The organism is Aeribacillus pallidus, assembly GCF_050478865.1.
GTDB lineage: Bacteria > Bacillota > Bacilli > Bacillales > JACDOC01 > JACDOC01.
In genome coordinates, this window is sequence record NZ_JBCNBW010000020.1 from 1 (window position 1) to 19,299 (window position 19,299).

General features: G+C 41.5%; 18 protein-coding genes and 1 riboswitch. Of the genes, 5 read left to right on the plus strand and 13 right to left on the minus strand.

Annotated features, from left to right (window positions below; genetic code table 11):
- Positions 1-346 (minus strand): YdbC family protein (locus ABES52_RS04765; RefSeq protein ID WP_429649475.1); only part of this gene is annotated, 346 nt, incomplete at its 3' end.
- Between the two features lie 220 nt (positions 347-566).
- Between ABES52_RS04765 and ABES52_RS04770 the strand changes: the two genes are divergently transcribed.
- Entirely contained in the window at positions 567-1,241 is a 675-nt protein-coding gene (locus ABES52_RS04770) for a YetF domain-containing protein (RefSeq protein ID WP_429649477.1), read from the plus strand.
- Positions 1,242-1,521: 280 nt separating this feature from the next.
- Positions 1,522-1,860 carry a hypothetical protein gene (locus tag ABES52_RS04775; RefSeq protein WP_429649479.1) on the plus strand — a complete coding sequence of 113 codons (339 nt, stop codon included), beginning with the start codon at positions 1,522-1,524 and terminating at the stop codon, positions 1,858-1,860.
- A gap of 73 nt (positions 1,861-1,933) precedes the next feature.
- On the opposite strand, the gene hutG is transcribed toward ABES52_RS04775, so the two are convergent.
- The 5 genes from hutG to hutP all read right to left on the minus strand — a co-directional run bounded on the left by hutG (position 1,934) and on the right by hutP (position 7,910).
- Positions 1,934-2,887, minus strand: a complete 954-nt coding sequence (gene hutG, locus ABES52_RS04780; protein WP_429649481.1) for a formimidoylglutamase — start codon at positions 2,885-2,887, stop codon at positions 1,934-1,936.
- On the minus strand, positions 2,865-4,136 hold the full coding sequence (gene hutI, locus ABES52_RS04785; protein WP_429649483.1) for an imidazolonepropionase: 1,272 nt from the start codon (positions 4,134-4,136) through the stop codon (positions 2,865-2,867). Before hutI ends, hutG begins: the two co-directional genes overlap by 23 nt.
- Positions 4,133-5,794 carry a urocanate hydratase gene (gene hutU, locus ABES52_RS04790; protein ID WP_429649576.1) on the minus strand — a complete coding sequence of 554 codons (1,662 nt, stop codon included), beginning with the start codon at positions 5,792-5,794 and terminating at the stop codon, positions 4,133-4,135. Before hutU ends, hutI begins: the two co-directional genes overlap by 4 nt.
- A 22-nt stretch (positions 5,795-5,816) precedes the next feature.
- A complete protein-coding gene (gene hutH / locus ABES52_RS04795) occupies positions 5,817-7,343 on the minus strand; it encodes a histidine ammonia-lyase (RefSeq protein ID WP_429649485.1) in 1,527 nt (508 codons plus the stop codon).
- A gap of 117 nt (positions 7,344-7,460) precedes the next feature.
- On the minus strand, positions 7,461-7,910 hold the full coding sequence (gene hutP / locus ABES52_RS04800) for a histidine utilization transcription antiterminator HutP (RefSeq protein ID WP_429649487.1): 450 nt from the start codon (positions 7,908-7,910) through the stop codon (positions 7,461-7,463).
- Positions 7,911-8,231: 321 nt separating this feature from the next.
- On the opposite strand from hutP, the gene ABES52_RS04805 reads away from it, so the two are divergent.
- The 3 genes from ABES52_RS04805 to mreBH all read left to right on the plus strand — a co-directional run bounded on the left by ABES52_RS04805 (position 8,232) and on the right by mreBH (position 12,137).
- Positions 8,232-9,206 carry a BMP family lipoprotein gene (locus ABES52_RS04805; RefSeq protein WP_429649489.1) on the plus strand — a complete coding sequence of 325 codons (975 nt, stop codon included), beginning with the start codon at positions 8,232-8,234 and terminating at the stop codon, positions 9,204-9,206.
- A 19-nt stretch (positions 9,207-9,225) separates the two neighbouring features.
- Positions 9,226-10,884 carry a methyl-accepting chemotaxis protein gene (locus tag ABES52_RS04810; RefSeq protein ID WP_429649491.1) on the plus strand — a complete coding sequence of 553 codons (1,659 nt, stop codon included), beginning with the start codon at positions 9,226-9,228 and terminating at the stop codon, positions 10,882-10,884.
- Between the two features lie 248 nt (positions 10,885-11,132).
- A complete protein-coding gene (gene mreBH, locus ABES52_RS04815; RefSeq protein WP_429649578.1) occupies positions 11,133-12,137 on the plus strand; it encodes a rod-share determining protein MreBH in 1,005 nt (334 codons plus the stop codon).
- Between the two features lie 204 nt (positions 12,138-12,341).
- Here the strand turns inward: mreBH and ABES52_RS04820 are convergent, their stop codons facing one another.
- From ABES52_RS04820 to ABES52_RS04850, 7 genes are all read right to left on the minus strand, one after another.
- A complete protein-coding gene (locus ABES52_RS04820; RefSeq protein WP_429649493.1) occupies positions 12,342-12,713 on the minus strand; it encodes a helix-turn-helix domain-containing protein in 372 nt (123 codons plus the stop codon).
- A gap of 68 nt (positions 12,714-12,781) precedes the next feature.
- Positions 12,782-13,870 (minus strand): nitric oxide synthase oxygenase, encoded by a 1,089-nt coding sequence (locus ABES52_RS04825; protein ID WP_429649495.1) that lies wholly within the window; start codon positions 13,868-13,870, stop codon positions 12,782-12,784.
- Between the two features lie 140 nt (positions 13,871-14,010).
- Positions 14,011-14,508: a preQ(1) synthase gene (gene queF / locus ABES52_RS04830; RefSeq protein ID WP_429649497.1), complete on the minus strand. Its 498-nt coding sequence runs from the start codon at positions 14,506-14,508 to the stop codon at positions 14,011-14,013.
- Between the two features lie 98 nt (positions 14,509-14,606).
- Positions 14,607-14,652, minus strand: a riboswitch (PreQ1 riboswitch).
- A gap of 137 nt (positions 14,653-14,789) precedes the next feature.
- Complete coding sequence (locus ABES52_RS04835; RefSeq protein WP_429649499.1) at positions 14,790-15,731, minus strand: ATP-grasp domain-containing protein; 942 nt, start codon at positions 15,729-15,731, stop codon at positions 14,790-14,792.
- A gap of 156 nt (positions 15,732-15,887) precedes the next feature.
- The gene (locus ABES52_RS04840; protein ID WP_429649501.1) at positions 15,888-16,613 is read right to left on the minus strand and encodes a 5-formyltetrahydrofolate cyclo-ligase; all 726 of its coding nucleotides are present in this window, start codon (positions 16,611-16,613) and stop codon (positions 15,888-15,890) included.
- Positions 16,614-17,234: 621 nt separating this feature from the next.
- The gene (locus tag ABES52_RS04845) at positions 17,235-18,059 is read right to left on the minus strand and encodes a hypothetical protein (protein WP_429649503.1); all 825 of its coding nucleotides are present in this window, start codon (positions 18,057-18,059) and stop codon (positions 17,235-17,237) included.
- Positions 18,060-18,226: 167 nt separating this feature from the next.
- Positions 18,227-19,258: a LacI family DNA-binding transcriptional regulator gene (locus ABES52_RS04850; RefSeq protein ID WP_429649505.1), complete on the minus strand. Its 1,032-nt coding sequence runs from the start codon at positions 19,256-19,258 to the stop codon at positions 18,227-18,229.
- Positions 19,259-19,299 lie beyond the last annotated feature (41 nt).

Consider the following 19,299-nt stretch of genomic DNA (forward strand, 5'->3'; position numbering starts at 1 on the left):
CACAGAATATGGTGATGAGACCGAATAAAAAAGGAGTGTTCGTTGGAATGTGTTCGTTGATCACATGTTTACTTTGGAATAACTGCACCTTAATGTGGTCATACGTTCCTTGTTGTTTTGTTTGTTCATATATTGAGTCGTGGTGGTTCTTCATGAATGATTTATACGTTTCTTCATTTTTCCATAACGCTAAAATACACGCTTCGTTCGGATTGGTGATGTTCCAGCCACCGAATTGTGCAATAAACCCTTCAACGTTTGTAAGTGGTTTCCATTCTTGTTGTCCCTTTGAAAATGCATCGCGACTGTTCTCTTTCACTTGGCATTGAATCCATTTGATTAGCATCGGTTTCCTCTCTCCTAATGTCTTTTAAATGATTATGTCGGTACTAAAATGACTTTTGAAGTGCAAAAAGCAAGTTTTTAGATGCATAAATCATGTGCAAAAATTTGAAATCGGTGCATAAAGGGCTCAATTGATGTTAGCCTAAAACATGAATACGGGTAATAGGAAATAAATGAAAATAAGTCATCATTATGTATGATTAGATTGGAGTATTCATCATATGAAAGTCATGTATCTAACCATTGAACTTATGATCGGGTTTTTCCTTCTTTTTATCATCGTCAAGTTGGTTGGAAAGAAAATCATTAATCAAATTACACCCTTCACTTTTATTGCCTCTATAGTACTGGGAGAATTACTAGGAAACGCAGTATACGACCATCAAATCGGTGCCTTTTATATTATTTACTCTATGGTATTATGGGGCGGTTTACTTTTTATCGTCGAATATCTTGGACAGAAGTTTCTAGCGTTTCGCGGCATATTTGAAGGAAAACCGTCTGCTCTTATTAAAAATGGAAAAGTTGATTATGAAGAATTGAAAAAGAATCGAATGAATATCAATCAGCTGCAAAGCTTACTTCGGCAAAGCGAAACCTTTTCTATTCGAGAAGTGGCCTTTTGTTATTTAGAAGCTAACGGCTCGATTAGCATTTTAAAAAAATCAAAATATCAAAAAACAACTCAGGGAGATTTTAATATGTCCATAAAACCTGTTTATGTTCCTGTCACTTTAATACGCGACGGTAAAGTTTTATGGGATGAACTAAATGATTTAGGTTTTAATGAGTCTTGGTTAAAAACACAACTCAAATCTCAAGGTATTTCTGATTATAAAGATGTTTTTTTAGCCGAATGGCTAGAAGATGACGGTTTATTTGTACAAACTTATTAACAAACCATTTCCCCTTTTTGTTATGTATGGATACTTTATACAAATTTAGATAATAAAACTTCCAATGAGAAATTATCTAACAGAAAATAGAGTTAACAATTAGTACCAATTAATAAGGAATGTTTACGCATATCCTCCTTCTACCAACGTTCTTTATTCTTACTTTGATGATGCCACGAAATATGATTTTTTTTAGGTCAAATGTTGGTGGAATCCCAAGATTAAAGGATCAATTTTTGGGGATACTTTAAGAGAAAATATATTAAGAGGTGAATTAATAATGGAACACTCTAGCCATACAGGTGAACATAAACATCGTCACAGTATTGCGTGTGGACATACAAAAATTCGACACGATGATCATATTGATTATGTGCATAATGGTCATCTTCACCACGAACATGAAAGTCACTGGGATGAATGTAAGATTCCAGTTAGCGAAACCAATCCTGATGAATGTCGACCTATTGCTTGTGGTTGTAACCACGATGATGATTGTGGGCATGAAATGGTCCCTCACGGGGATCATATGGATTATTTAGTTAATGGAAGATTACATCATGTTCACAATGGTCATTGTGATGATCATGGGCCTGTCGAAATTGTTACAATTAAATAAAGAGCCTGCAAAAAATTTTATGCAGGCTCTTTTTAGAGATTTAATATTTGTAAAAGTTCCTGTCTTTTCTACATTACGTACGAATTTTTTTCTTCCCCTTCCAAAACGTCAAAATTAAGTAAGCAGCCATTCGGCTCGTCATGTCGCGGACATCAACGGTCGGGTCAATTTCAACGATGTCCATCCCTTTTACTTTTTCGTGTTGAGCGACAAGTTCGATCGCCTCAATTAACGATTCGGAGTCCATACCGCCTGGGCCAATGGCTGGGCATCCAGGGGCAAACGCTTGATCTAGGACATCCATATCGACGGATACGTAAATACGGTCACAAGTAGTAGCTAATTGTTCTACACTGCGGGAAACGAGTTCCTTCACGCCTTGTTCGCGAACGTCTTTCATCGTATAGATGGTGACCCCTTGTTGCTGACCGAATTCGGTGTAACTTTTTCCGTTCATAAAATTCCGGATACCAATTTGAATGAGGTGCTTTCCTTGCAGTGCCCCCTTTTCTAGTAAACTTCGAAACGGGGTTCCGTTCGTCGGGCCGCCGTCTTGTAGGTTGCGTAAATCGTGATGGGCGTCAAATTGAATGACCCCAATTGTTCCGTATGCTTGCTGGAACGCATGAATCGATGGATAGCTAATCGAATGGTCTCCACCGAGTACAATCCAATTCGTTTCAGGATGACTTTTATATAAATCTACTAATGTATCATAAATTCGTTGCTGGGAGGTGACGATGTCAGTCGGATGCATTTCTACATCTCCAGCATCCCACCCCCGTTCGTCCCACAGGTCAATGTCATCGTCCACCGCATACGTACTAAAGGCTTGCAACGCTTGCCGAATCGTATTTGGAGCAAATGCGGCCCCGGAATGGCTGATGGATGACTTAGATAGCGGGGCCCCGACCAGTGCGACCACTGCTTCACTTACTTCTCCTTGAAACAGCTCTTTTCCTTTTCTCACAAACCGGTCTTGGAAAATGGCTGTTCCTGCTCGTTTAAGATACGGGCGATGAGACATACCCTTCGCCCCTTTCGTACACGATGTTTCCGGCCTTAATAACCGTATTCACATGATTGACACCATAATGGTAAGGCACATATTGATAGTTCGGCGCATCCCATACGACGATATCAGCAGGTCGACCGATGCGAATTTGCCCCGCGACATTCCCCCGGTTAATGGCGTACGCTGCATTGACCGTTACCGCATGCCAAATTTCTTCCGGCGTCATCTTCAGCTTCAAGGCTGCCAGCGACATAATGAATTGCAAGTTTTCCGTTGGTGAGCTTCCCGGGTTAAAATCGGTCGACAAGGCCACAGCGACTCCAGCTTCGATCATTTTCCGGGCTTTCGCATAGCTTTCCTTTCCTAAGTAAAAAGACGTACCTGGTAATAAAACGGCAATCGTATGAGAGGACGCTAATGCGTGGATCCCTTGATGGGATGCCCCAACAAGGTGGTCTCCACTAATCGCCCCAAGTTCTACCGCTAGTTCAGTCCCACCGAGCGGATCAATTTCATCGGCATGAATTTTCACGTCAAAGCCGTATTCTTTTGCTTTTTGTAAAAAGGCGCGAGATTGATCCACGGAGAATACGCCGGTTTCGCAAAAAATATCGACAAACTCGGCTAAACCTTGTTTTTTGATGTCCGGAAGCATAGCGAGCATCGCTTCTAAAAACGCATCCGGGTCCTCTTTATATTCTGTTGGGATGGCGTGCGCTCCTAAAAAGGTGGACACGACGTCGACTGGATGATGTTCGTTTAAGCGACGGGCTACTCGTAACTGTTTTAGTTCAGTCTCTTCATTCAGACCGTACCCACTTTTAGCTTCTACCGTCGTGATGCCATATGACATCATCCGTTGTAAATGAAACATCCCTTTTTCGAACAATTCCTCTTCGGTTGCCTGTCGTGTCGCTCGAACGGTCGATAAAATACCGCCCCCTTGCTTTAAAATGTCTAAATAAGGAACCCCTTGTTGTTTTAACGCCATTTCGTGTTCACGTGAACCTCCGAACACAAGGTGCGTATGCGGATCGACCAGTCCCGGTGTGACAAGCTTTCCATTCGCATTAATGAATCGGTCGTACTGTAGGTCGTTCACTTCCGCATCTTTTCCGATCCACACTACATTTCCGTCTTTTACCCCAATTGCCATATCAGTTTCGACCGACAACTGGTTCATGTCTTTTCCTTTAACGGGTCCGCCTGCTGCCATGGTGAGTAGCTGCCCAATGTTACGAATGACAAGATCGAGTTTCATTCTGTTCCTCCTTTGTCCATCGGAATGTAGATGCCTTTTTCTTTCGCCACTTGCTTCGCTTTTTCGTAACCAGCATCGACGTGACGAATAACCCCCATGCCAGGGTCGGTGGTTAATACGCGTTCGAGACGCTCGCGAGCCAGGTCTGTTCCATCTGCAACAACCACCATACCAGCATGTAACGAATAACCCATCCCAACGCCGCCACCGTGATGCACTGAAATCCATGAACCGCCAGCTGCTGTATTAATGAGTGCATTTAATATCGCCCAATCACCCACGGCATCACTGCCATCTTTCATCCCTTCTGTTTCTCGGTTCGGTGAGGCTACCGATCCACAATCTAAATGGTCACGACCAATAACAATCGGTGCTTTTAATTCGCCTTTCTTCACAAGTTCATTTATCGCAAGCCCCATTTTCACCCGTTCGCCGTAGCCTAACCAGCAAATACGAGCTGGTAGTCCTTGGAACGCGACTTTCTTTTGCGCCATATCAATCCAGCGGATGAGCGCTTCGTTTTCTGGGAACAGTTCTTTAATTAGAGCGTCGGTCCGATAGATGTCTTCTGGATCTCCTGATAAGGCTACCCAACGAAACGGTCCTTTTCCTTCGCAGAACAATGGACGAATGTACGCAGGAACGAAGCCTGCGAACGCAAAGGCATCTTCTACCCCTTCGTCTTTGGCGACTTGTCGGATGTTGTTTCCGTAGTCAAACACAATTGCCCCATTTTTTTGGAAGGCAAGCATCGCTTCAACATGTTTGGCCATAGACGCTTTCGAACGGGCGATATATTCTTCTGGACGTTCTTTTCGTAACGCCGCCGCTTCTTCTAACGTCATTCCTTCTGGTACATATCCATTTAACGGATCATGGGCAGACGTTTGGTCTGTAACGATGTCAATCGGAAACCCTTTTTGTAAAATTTCATGGTGAACTGTCGCTGCATTTCCAACTAACCCAATGGATAGCGCTTTTCCTTGTTGTTTTGCTTCTTGCGCCATCATTAACGCTTCTTCTAATGAAGTCGTCATACAGTCTAAATATTTCGTATCAAGGCGTTTTTGAATCCGGTCTGGATCAACATCAACCGCAATGACAACGCCTTCATTCATCGTTACCGCGAGCGGCTGAGCTCCACCCATTCCACCGAGTCCGGCAGTCAGTGTAATCGTTCCTTTGAGCGTGCCATTAAAATGCTTTTTTGCCACAGCTGCAAACGTTTCGTACGTTCCTTGTAAAATGCCTTGTGTACCGATGTAAATCCAGCTACCAGCGGTCATTTGGCCGTACATGATAAGACCTTTTTTGTCGAGTTCATGGAAATGCTCCCATGTCGCCCATTTCGGAACGAGCACGGAATTTGATAATAACACTCGTGGAGCGTGTGGATGCGTTTTAAATACTCCGACGGGCTTTCCGGACTGAATGAGCATCGTTTCATCGTTTTCTAACTTACGTAACGTATCGACAATCGCATCAAACGCTTCCCAATTTCGCGCCGCTTTACCGATTCCACCGTACACAATTAAGTCTTCCGGTTTTTCCGCGACTTCTGGGTCTAAGTTGTTGTACAACATGCGAAGAGCCGCCTCTTGTTCCCAGCCTTTACACTCTAGTTCCAACCCTTTTTTTGCGCGAATTACACGTTTCATTTGTTCCATTCCTATTTCCTCCTTACTTGATTTTGTTTGTTCGAAGTTTTTTCTGGAAAAAAGTGAACCAATCAAACTGTTTTAACCACGTATTCATTGCTTCAATGTCATCCGAAAATTTGCGGTCTTTCACGATGCGCGGAACGATTTTTCTCGCTTCCTCGTAAAAAGCTCTCGTATTGGATGCCATCCCTTCGACTCCCCGATACGCGACCGCCTCCATCGCACAAATGAGCTCAATGGCTAACACGCGACGGACATTTTGCAAAATCATATACGCGTGACGCGCCGCAATCGTCCCCATGCTCACATGGTCTTCTTGATTCGCAGAAGAAGGAATGGAGTCGACACTAGCCGGATGAGCGAGCGTTTTATTTTCAGATACGAGCGACGCCGCACAATATTGCATAATCATCGCCCCTGATTGTAAGCCCGGCTCCGGACTTAAAAATGGGGGCAGATCGTTTAACTGTGGATTGACTAGACGCTCAATGCGCCGCTCAGAGATATTCGCGAGTTCGGATAAGGCGATTTTCATAAAATCCATCGCTAACGCAATCGGCTGTCCATGAAAGTTGCCCCCTGAGATGACTTTTCTTTTGTCCGGAAAAATAAGCGGATTGTCCGTTGCGGCATTTATTTCGATTTCCAGTTTTTCTTTTACATAATCGAGCGCTTGCCAGGACGCTCCGTGCACTTGTGGAATACAGCGTAGCGAGTACGCATCTTGGACACGCAGCTCCCCTTGGCGAGTAGTCAATTTACTATCGTGTAAATAGATTCTTATTCGACGGGCAACCTCGACTTGCTGTGGATACCCACGTACAACATGTACGTCTTCATCAAACGCATCGACAATTCCACGAAGTCCTTCCATCGTTAGGGCAGCTATCATTTCACTTTCATACGCCATCGTTTCTGCTTCTAAATACGCCACAACACCGACGGCCGTCATCGCTTGTGTTCCATTGATGAGGGCTAACCCTTCTTTTGCCTCTAAAGTAATAGGAGCAATCCCTTCCTTCGAAAGAGCCTCTATGGCTTTGACACGAGCTCCCTTGTAAAAGACCTCACCTTCTCCCATTAAGACGAGGGCTAAATGGGAAAGAGGGGCTAAATCGCCGCTTGCTCCTAACGACCCTTGTTGAGGTACGACCGGATGAATTTCGGCGTTCAATAATTGAAGAAGCCGTTCAATGACGACAGGCCTTACGCCGGAGAAGCCTTTTAGCAACGCATTCGCTCGAAGCAACACCATCGCTCGTGACACTTCTTCTGGAAATGGATCGCCTACCCCGCACGCATGCGACTGAATTAAATTGTATTGCAGCTCTTTGACGTCTTTTTCATCAATTAACACATCGCTAAACTTCCCAAATCCCGTATTGATTCCGTAGACGACTCTTTTTTCTTTTACCACTTGTTCAACCGCTTTTCGGCTTTTCTCTACTTCTTGCCAACTATCTGGATGGGCTGAAACAAACACTTTTTCCAAGACGACTTTTCGAACGTCTTCTATCGTCAACGAATGACCGGTTAACACGACCATCTCATCCACCTCTTATCCCTTTAATGTAATAAAGAAGGAGGCTTCTTCTCTACCATAACTGGTATGAGAGAAAGCCTCCTCTTGACTAATCACTCTAGACTTTTTCTTCTACTATATTTATATGTGATTGATTCCTAATCCGATTGTTTCATGCTCTAACCCGCGGACCGGGGCGCCAATCGTACCGTAAAGCGCAACGGCAATCCAATCTCCTTCCTGCACATTTTCGTACGGATTCCCGCGGACGACGGAAAAACGCAATCCGACGGTACGCATCAATCCCCCTAGTTCGACTTGGCCTCGCGTCATCCCTTGTACGGCTTCAATGACCGAATGGTATAACGCATGCATTTCCCGATACAATGTGCTATCAACGACACCGTTTCGTTTTGCCGCCGTTTCAATCGCAGCGACAATTTTTTGCGAGTCCATCGAACCTACTTTTCCTATACACCATTTCCATCCATGCTCGTGTAATAGAGATTGGAGCTCAGCCTGTTCATGTTCATCTGCCATCGCCAGTAAAATGGCGTTACGACCGATACGAAGATGTTTATCTTTTAACACAAACTCACCTAACAATTTAAAATTTTCTAAACTAACTAATAACTTAATTTTATTGTAAAGGTTTTCAAACTTTCATGTCAATAAAAATATGTCAACCTTTTACAAGTTAGATAACTACCACATTAGCAAAATAAAGAATAGGTCCTGTTGACAAGTATCATTATTTTTAAGAAAATTGTCCTGTATTTTCATTATTTTACTATAATATTATTTTTATCCTTTACAGTAAATTTTCGTTTTTTTTATACAAGAAGCCATATTGTTTAATTTTTCCTTTTTAAAATGGTATTTACAAAGGATATTTAAGGAGGTATTTGATTCGTGAAAAAATTATTTCCTATTTTAATGGTGATGCTCATCCTTATTGCTGGATGTGCACAAGGAGAACAAGCAACGAAGAAAGATGAACTCACCATTGGAATTGTTTTATCGGATAGCGGCCTTGGAGATGGCTCTTTTAACGATTCTGCTTTTCGCGGACTCGAAAAAGCTCGAGATGAACTCGGTATTTTATTTGATTATAAAGAACAACCGGATGGAAACTACGAACAAGCATTGAATGAACTAGTTGCAGAAGGATATGACTTAATTATTGGACTTGGCTTTTCGATTCAAGAAGCGCTTGAAAAGGTAGCGAAAGAACACCCCGAACAACAATTTTTATTAATTGATGGATATAGCGAGCTTAAAAACGTGATGTCCATTACCTTTAAAGAGCAGGAAGCCAGCTTTTTAATTGGTATGATTGCGGCGATGCAATCAAAAACGAATACGCTTGGCTTTATCGGGGGTGCCGATGTACCAGTCATCCACCATTTTGAATTGGGCTTTATCCAAGGGGCTCAATACATCAATCCCGACATCGAAGTGATGGTCGAGTATGCGAACAATTTTGGTGATGCTCAACTTGGACAAGCCATTGCACAAAAACAAATCGAAAGCGGGGCGGACTTTTTATATCCAGCAGCTGGGTTTACTGGAATTGGTGCGTTAGAAGAAGCACAACGTCGACAAATTTATGCTGCTGGCGTTGACTCCGACCAGTTCTTTATTGCCGAAAAAGCGATTGTCACTTCGATGTTAAAAAACATTGATGTAGCTGTTTACGAAGTGGCGAAAAGATTAAAGGAAAACGGAGAAGTAGACGGTACGCATTTGGAATTAGGTCTAAAAGAAAATGGGGTCGGACTTGCCCCGATTCGAGTGATTGACCTTTCCGAAGACCAACTACAACAAATTGAAAAAGCGAAACAAAAAATCGTTTCAGGCGAAATTACTGTTCAATCAGAAAAATAAACAAGAGGAGTAGGTAACATTGACCTTACGAAAACGATTGTTAATCTTAGGCCTTATTCCCGTTCTTATTGCATCGATCATGATTGGATTTATCTTGTTCCAAATTGTACAAATTCAAAGTTCGTCTAAAGAAGATGTTCAAATTTTATTGGACGTTGAACAACTTAACGGGGATTTCATTATTACTAAACAAGCGTTAGCCAACTATGCATTTAATCCATCGGAAAGCTACAAAACGGAAGCGCTCGCCCAATTACAAGTTGTTCAAGATGAGTTGACTCAATTAAAAAGGAAATTAAAAACAGAAGAACATATCGCGATTTTACAAAAAATGAACCAAAAATTTGATAATTTATACCATGCCTCTCAAGAAGCGTTATCATCTGGAAATTTACCGGAAGTAAAACGCCAATCGATACGAATTTCCGGTATTTTAAACGATATGCATTTACTGTCGCTTCGCACATCCCAATGGCATGGTGATATCGTTGATCAAACGAAGAAAAAAATCGAATTTATTATTACTTCATCCATTATCGGAAGTATTATTCTCGTTGTCGGTTCTACTTTCGTTTCTTGGTATTTAGGAAAACAAATCACAAAGCCTATTCATCAGCTCGTTCAACAAGCAGAACAAGTGGCTAATGGGGATTTAACGGTGCAATTAACGGATGATCGTCATAAAAAATCAATCGTGGAGATTGGAAAACTGACTGGTGCATTCGAACATATGGTTCATAACTTAAAACAAACGGTACAATCCGTCGATACCATTGGAACAGAAGTAAAGCAATTTACTGAAGAAATATCCAATCAAATGCAGAGCTTACTTGAAAGTAGCAACCAAATCGCTGTTTCGACTGACGAATTAGCACGAGGAAGTCAAGACATTTCCGAAAACATTCAGTCTACTGCTTCCTTAATGAACTCGATTAGCGAAGAAATGACCCATAGTTTGCAAGAAAGTCAGCAGTCGTCCCACTTTAGCAGCCAGGCACTTACTTCTGTGAAGCATGGACGTGAAAACGTACAAAAACAACGTGAATTAACAAATCTTGTTTCCGAATCAACGGATAACATTCTACGAGCCGTTGAAGAATTCGCCAACTATACATCAAAAATTGAAGAAGCAGCCAATGCGGTAACCTCCATTGCTGAGCAAACAAACTTACTTGCCTTAAACGCAGCCATTGAAGCAGCACGTGCAGGAGAAGCCGGAAAAGGATTTGCTGTCGTTGCCGAAGAAGTTCGAAAGCTTGCGGATGACTCCAAATTAGCAACTGAATCCATTACATCGATGCTTGGCTACATTAATCAAGGTACCCAAGCTATTGTTGATGCCGTACGTCAAGGAAAAGGCATCTCCCAAGAACAAATGCAATCTATGGATCAAATTGAGCAATCGTTTGAATCTATTATGCGTAACGTCACTAAAGTATACGACCAATTAGATCAACTTTGTGAAACGTTAACAGAAACCAATCACAAAACCGAAAACATTAACATGGCCATTGAAAATATAAGTGCTGTGACCGAAGAAACAGCCGCCGGTACAGAAGAAATTTCGGCAACCACTGAAGAACAAGTGAACGCCTTTAAACATATGACCGATCAAGTAAAAGTGCTTGAACAAAAAACAGAACAATTAAAGAAAGAACTAGAACGTTTTCAATTATAATCAACTAGCTGACCTCCATATCGGGTGAGGTCAGCTTTTTTATTTGTAATATGATTTCACAAATATTAAATTTTTTTTACAACCGATTAGCTGGTCAATGAATAAAGCCGATTCCTATCAGCTTTCGGCCGATTCCCTTTTGTAACATTCCACAAGTACCATTCATTTCCTGAAAAACAACCGTCATAGTTCCTTTATACTTTATGAATGGTATAGTATCCGAATTAATGTGGAGGTTGAAGCTACATATGTTTTCACCAACAGATATAGGAATCGACTTAGGTACAGCAAATATATTAGTATATACAAAGAATAAAGGCATTGTTATTAACGAGCCATCCGTCGTGGCCGTTGACATTGAAACAAAAAAAGTTCTTGCTGTAGGAACGGAAGCAAAAAACATGATTGGAAAAACACCTAGTAACATCCAAGCAGTCCGCCCCTTAAAAAACGGAGTGATTGCTGATTTTGATATGACAACGGAGATGTTAAAACTATTAATGAAAAAAGTGAGTAAAAAAATCGGTATATCCGTACGAAAGCCGCGAGTGGTCGTTTGTACGCCATCGGGGGCAACGGCGGTTGAACGGCGTGCGATTCATGATGCTGTGAAAAGCTGTGGGGCCAAACAAGTGATCTTAATTGAAGAGCCTGTTGCAGCCGCTATTGGAGCTGACCTTTCCGTTTCCGAACCAGTGGCCAACGTGATTGTAGACATTGGGGGCGGGACAACTGAAGTGGCGATCATTTCGTTCGGTGGCATCGTAACGTCCCAATCGATTCGAATCGGTGGCGACAAACTCGACGATGACATTATTCAATACGTACGTAAGCACTATAATCTCCTGATTGGTGAGCGAACAGCCGAAGAAGTAAAAAAACAAATCGGAAATGCGCTCGCCGATCACGAAGAACAAACAATGGAGATTCGCGGCAGAAATTTAGTGACAGGTCTACCAAAAACGATTACATTAACTTCAACAGAAATTCATACAGCCATTAAAGAATCTCTTCAAGACATTTTAAATATCGTTAAAGAAACACTCGAACATTGTCCACCGGAACTAAGCGGCGATATCGTTGAACGCGGGGTCGTACTCACTGGTGGCGGGTCCCTTTTAAACGGCTTACAAGAATGGATTAGCCAAGAAATCGACGTTCCTGTTCACATGGCTCCAAATCCATTAGAATCGGTTGCTATTGGGACCGGTCGTTCATTACACGTGATGAAAAAATTAATGCAGTTGGCGTAGAAATCAATTGCTTATAGAAATTAGATTTGGTTCAAAAGCTGTTAGGTTTGGCACATAGATTCCTAGTTTGGTAAATACATTGCCAGATTGGGCTTATAAAACTTAGATTTAAGCACATAGAATATACCTAATTCGGCATATAGGATACCTGTTTGAACACACAAAACGAAAACGCCCGTGGCCAAAGCCCGGGCGTTTCCAATATTATTGATGTACCGTACCATCCATGTATTTTCGATGTTCTAACGTAATAGCTTGAGCCCATTGTAAAAGAGTAGATCTTTCAAAATAAACCGTCCCATCAATCACTGTATATGGCAGCATGGTACCTGAAAAACTACTATTTTGGTCTAAACGTAATTGTTCTGTCTTGATAATTCTTTTTAATTCTTCTGTCGATAAACCAAGGAGCTCAGCAGCTTCATCTATATCTAGGAGAACACTGCCTTGATCATTTTGTTGACTTTCCAATCCGTTGTGGACACCAAGGTCATTTTTGGCAGAAATCAAGTAACAGCCCGCTACAATCGAGATCGCCAGAATTATAGAAGCTACTATCGTTTGTTTGACGCCCAACCCATTCACCCTTCCATTTTTTACTATATATCTATCTTAACATAAACACCTAATTTAAACATGAAGTTTTACTCATACGGTCGTTTTTGATAATAGAAGTTCGGTGAAATCATCGTGTTGTCATACGGTTGGTGAAAAATATGGGTCGTTGCTGGTGAGACTGGCGGAATGAGCCATGTCCAGTCACCCGTTACATGACGACAGACGGCAGCTTCCTGTTGTTCAAACAATTTAAATTGTTGCGCAGCGGTATGATGATCGACGATGCTCACACCGTGTTTTTTATAGGAATGAAGTACCGCGATATTTAACTCAATGAGTGCTTTATCTTTCCATAGCGTGCTATTTTTACTTGTATCCAGTCCCATCCACTCGGCGATTGTTGGGAGCATGTTGTACCGATAGTCGTCTGCTAAATTGCGCGCACCGATTTCCGTTTCCATGTACCACCCGTTAAACGGGGCCGCGGTGTACCGAATGCCGCCAATTTCTAAATACATATCCGAAATAATCGGTACCGCATACCATTTTAACTGTAAGTCAGCAAACCAAGGATACTCTGGATGTTCAAGCGGAACTTCCTTTACGACTTCTTTTAGAATATCAAACCATTTTGGTTGTTGACCATTCACTTGGATCACTAACGGCAGAACATCAAACGGCGTTCCTTCCCCTTGCCAACCGAACGACTGACACGCTTTCGTAAACGATATGGAGGATGAATCACCGATGATGCCTTCGTGCGTTTCGTAACCGGCATACCGAATTAACTGGTGATTCCAAATACGAACCTGTTCTTTCCCATTGTGTTCCGGCGCAAACACGGTAATCGTTGGGCGAATTTTTCCTTCATTCGTGGCAAAATCAATGTGATGGATTAAATGGTCATAAATTTCTTCTTCAGTCATTGCACCGCGTGCATCAAACACGTGTAACGATTGCCAAAACAGTCGCCCAATACAGCGGTTACTGTTTCTCCACGCCATGCGCGCCCCGTGAGCTAACTCTTCATACGTATGCTCATAAAATCCGTCCCGCTCAATCGCTTCACGAATATCTTTTTTTCGCCTTTCAATATCCGCTTCGCTCTTTCCGAGTTCTTTATAACAAACATCAATAAATGTCGACGCTTCTTGCCATAACCGTTGTTGTTCCATGTTGTTCACCCGTTACATACAATTTATATCCATCTTATTGAAATAATACATTTTGTCCTGGTCTTAATGGTGACAGTTTCGTGAATATTCTTTGAATGAAAAAGATGTAAAAAAAGATGAGCAGCGAAAGCCACTCATCTCTATCGATTGTCGACTTTTTCTGGATATAGATCATGATTCATTAAACGGTATTCGGCCATTTTTTCGTATTTCGTTCCCGGTTTCCCGTAATTGCAATATGGGTCAATGGAGATGCCGCCTCGAGGAGTGAATTTTCCCCATACCTCAATATATTTTGGATCCATTAAGTCGATTAAGTCGTTCATGATAATATTGACACAATCTTCATGAAAATCACCATGATTTCGGAAGCTAAATAAATACAATTTTAACGATTTACTTTCGACTAACTTCTTATCAGGAATGTAGCTAATATAAATGGTCGCAAAATCCGGTTGGCCAGTTTTTGGACACAAGCTTGTAAACTCTGGGCAATTAAATTTGACAAAATAATCTCGGTCAGGATGTTTATTGTCAAATGCCTCTAAAATATCAGGTGAATATTCATAAATGTATTTCGTTCCTTGGTTACCTAGTAAGCTTAAATCTTTTAATTCTTCATCTTTTCTTCCACTCATGGGTAATCCTCCTTTTCACCTGCCGTGTAGGGAGGACGGAGAGGAACTATGAACTTGAAAAACAAAAAAACCATACCCTCCATGGATATGGCGAATGCAAATCCATAGTTTTTTATAGAGGGTTAAGCTATGAACCTCTCCCGTCTACACGGGGTTATCCAGTTGTTTCACAAACTTAATAGTAGAGAATTCACTGGTCCTTGTCAATGGAAAGGATATGAAACGAAAAAGGGCCTTCACTAGGAAGGCATTCCTCTATTTAATATAGGAATTATACAATCTTATTCGCCTAATTTAACTAATTCCGCCCCTAAATATTGCGCAATCGCAAGCATACCGTATTGGCCTGCTTTTTCTTCTGCCTCTTTGTTGTAGTTCGTATTCGTATTTACATCGTAAGTGTACACGTTGCCATTTTTATCTTGTATCATTTCGATACCCGCTATGTGGATGCCTTGTTCACGTAAAAAGTCTTCATATTTCGCTAAAATCGGGTGCTTAAATCCTTCAATAATTTCGAATTTAGGTCGTTGCTTCGTATCCTCTCCTACCGGACAAAAGGCATCGCCAATTTGGCAAACATCCGCCGGACACAATTCAAACCCCTCGGATGTGTCGACGCGAACAGCGTATAAAAACTTCCCGCCGACAAATTCACAGCGAATAATCGATTGGTCTGGTGACTCAATATATTCTTGCACCAGAGTGATTCCATCGATTGGCTCTTCAAACGTAGGGCCATTGACGTAGTCGGCTAACTGGTCAACCGAATGAAACAGTTGAACGCCTAATCCTTTTCCCGCACGATTATGTTTCGTAATAAAGGAAGGAGCGTTTAATTGTTTCGCTGCTTCTATGATTTGCTCTTTCCCTACCGCAGCGATCGTTTTCGGTGTTTGAATGCCATGACGTTGAAGCGCCATATATTGATGGACTTTACTAACTTCTAAACGAATCGCTCCTGAACCGTTAATCACTTTCCGGCCGTGACGTTCTAACCAGGTCAATACCGCTCCCGTTAACTCCGGTGCAAACCGGTGATCACGCGTATGTGAAGACGCACTGATCCGATTATAAAACACTCCATGCGGCGGCTCTTCCCATAACGGGACCATTCCTTTATCTAAAAACCATTCTTCATACGGTAGCTGTAATTCATCTAATCGTCTTGTTAAATGAACGGTCCACTCTTCATTTTCATGGATAACGTAAATTTTTTTCATCTTTATCCCCCATAAAGTTGATAAGTTTAGTTACCTTTACAGTACCATATAGTGAATGTAGTGGGAACTCATATTTTTTAAAACGACTGAGCGTTAATGTCTCTTTAAAAGATAATTATGAAGCTTTTTCCCTTTGCCTACGATGAAAATGTCCCATTAAATTCGTTTTACTTTTTTCTTTATCTCCCATAACTCTTTCAAAACCGGCATTTCATTCATTTCTTCATCGGTTACTTCTTCCCAATAAATTCCGTTCGGCTTTTCATATGGGGAATCGGTCTTCATACATCCTTGTTCTGTGACAATCCAATCGACGATTACATCATACCGGTCTTTTGGGACATCCTCCTCCACTACTTGAACCGAATGAACGGTCGTCACCACCGGCATGTGCGGTTGACCAAGCTCCCGAAGAATGGCATATTCCCGATCAGAATATCCTTCCCCTTTTCCGATACGGCGCCCATCTTTGGTGACAGCGACGGAACCAGCTACAAACAAATCAATCGTCGGTATTTCGGTTAACGGTATTTCCTGACCATACGTCCGAATATGCTTTAAACTGGCGGCTTTTCGTTCCTCTCCTTTCGGTACCCACTCTGGTTTTACAAGGATAAATCCTGCGCGTAGCCGTGGAGTAGGCACAAGTAACGTTTTTCCATCTACTAACACTTGCGTTCGCAGAGGAAGCTGGGGGGCATCTGGATTGACTTTCACCGTTTTCGCTTCTTGATACTCTTTTAATGTGGTCACGTGATGAGCCGCCTGTTCTGCTCCTTTAAAATTTGGGATACGATGGGTAAGCGGAAACGGGAACCTGCCGAGCTTTTTTTCGGTTAACGTGTTCCAAACGCGGTGACGAATTGTGTCTTTGTCGATCATGGAGTTGCTCCTTTCATGATGATTACTAAAAAATTTTGCTATTATAAATTATTTTTTAGCATTTTTTCTGTACGGTAATCTCTTATATATATCAACTGTCTGCTGATTACTTTCTGTTTATCTGATTTTACTTTACATTCCATGCCGAATACTTTCTGTTTATCCGATTTTACTTTACGTTCGATGCCAAATACTTTCTGTTTATCCGATTTTACTTTACGTTCCATGCCGATACTTTCCGTTTATCTGATTTACTTTACGTTCCATACCGATACTTTCCGTTTATCCGATTTTACTTTACGTTCGATGCCAAATACTTTCCGTTTATCCGATTTTACTTTACGTTCGATGCCGATACTTTCCGTTTATCCGATTTTACTTTACGTTCCATGCCAAATACTTTCAGTTTATCCGATTTTACTTTACGTTCCATGCCGATACTTTCCGTTTATCCGATTTTACTTTACGTTCGATGCCAATTCCGACCTTTGGGTATTGTTTATTATCCCGTGGATGTAAAGTTCGATGTCTTGGCGTTCATCTCCTTCATCTCAAGTTGAATGAAAAGCAATAAAAACAAATAATCCCCGATCATCAAGACCGAGGATTCGAGGTGGATTATCATGCTTCGTCTGCCTCTTCTTCAAGCTTCGTCTGTTCCGTTATGTCATCGTGGTCAGGGAAAATGATACCTAATTCCTCTAATTCCGCTTTTAACGCCTCAAAGACTTCATTTTTAATCTCTTTTAATTCTTTGCCGTCTGTTTCAATGCCTAGTTCTTGAGCTTTATTGAGAAGTTGCGCTTCATGGATTAGTTTGTGCAGTTCTCTCGTTTCTTTTCCTTCCGTCTCAATTCCTAGTTCCTCCGCTTTAGCGACAATGGCTGCATCACGAACTTCCTTCGCTAGTTCACGTAACTGTTTTCCTTCCGTTGAGATGCCAAATTCTTCTGCTTTCTCGTATAATTTCGCTTCTTTTACTTCTTTACGAATGTCACGTAATTCCTTTCCTTCTGTTTCAATACCGTATGTTTCAGCTTCTTGGAGAAGTTTCGCTTCAGCTACTACTTTCGCAATTTCTTTTAATTCTTTACCGTTTGTTTCAATACCTAGCTTGTCGGCTTCTTCGAACAAATGAGCTTCTCGAACTTCATTCGCTACTTCTTTTAACGTTTTTCCTTCTGTTTCAATCTCATATGTTTCAATTCCCTTTAAAATAAAATTGATATTTTTTCCTTTATGCATGAACTGATGATGGTGGCCAATATGTTTCCATTTAAAATCTCCGTAGTGCTCTTCCATGTCAAAAGGGGCTTCACTGCCAAATGAATCTTCATAAGAGAATTCGGCTTCAGGTGATTCTTCTGCAAAAGCTGGAATAGACGTTAACACTCCTAAAGATAAAATGCATGTTGTTAATACACCGATCGTTTTCTTTTTCATCATTCATCATCCTCCTATTTTTGGTTGATGTTGTTTACACTTCAAAGTGTACCCAGCAAATATGTCAATCATATGACGAAAACGAATAAAATTTTTGAAATTAGGAAGATGAAATGATGAAATTTTTATGACGAAAAAACCGTCGCCTTTTATAGACGACGGTTTAACGGTTAATCATTTTTTTGTAAAGGGGCACACGATTGTCGGAGGATCATTTCATGATTCACCGTAATTTGTTTCGCTGCGATTTGCGGATGGTGAATCGCCTGTAATAAACAATTCGCTGCCTCGTATCCTAAATCAAATATGTTCACCTCAACGGAGGATAGCGCCGGTTGAGTGTAGTCGGCAATCATTAAATTGTTGAAGCTAATAACGGACACATCTTGGGGAACACGAATCCCCATTTCATGTAAGGCTGCTAATACCCCAAGGGCCATAATATCGTCGGTAACAATAAGAGCCGTTGGAAACTCTTTTAATGAGAGGTATTTTTTCACCGCATTTTTTCCGCTTTCTTGAACGAACTCTTGGAAAATCGTATATTCGTTTCGATATGGTAAATTGGCAAGACGCATCGCCCGTTCATAGCCTTGTAACCGGTCAATCGTAACGACTAAATCTAACGTACCAGCAATAAAACCGATACGTTCATGACCAAGAGAAATTAAATAATCCGTTACTTCTAACGCTGCTTTTACATTATCGTTATCAACATGATGAATATCGTCTGTATATTTATAAGGTTTTCCGATTACCACAAATGGAAATTGTTTTTCGTATAAATAGTGCATAATTTGATCATCAACTCTTGAGTATAGCAGGACAATGCCGTCGACTCGATTTCCTTGCACCATTTTGACGACATCTTCAAATATTTCTTCTTCTGTTTGCCCCGTCGTCAGATAAAGGGCATATTCCTCTTCATACGCTTTAGCACTGATTCCTCGAATCACTTCTGGGAAGAATGGATTTTGTAACACTTTCCCTGTCGCGCTTGGCATGACGATTCCTAAAGCTTGGGTCGATTTGTTTGCTAAGCTTCGGGCATTTAAGTTGGGATGATACCCGAGCTGCTCCATCGCTTCACGAACTTTTACTTTTGTCCTCTCACTAATTCGTGGACTATCTGCAATCACCCTCGATACGGTCGATGGGGCCACATTCGCCAATTTCGCGACATCTTTAATCGTCACTCTCATGTCATGCCCTCCTCCGTTCATCTTATTGTACTATGTTTTTG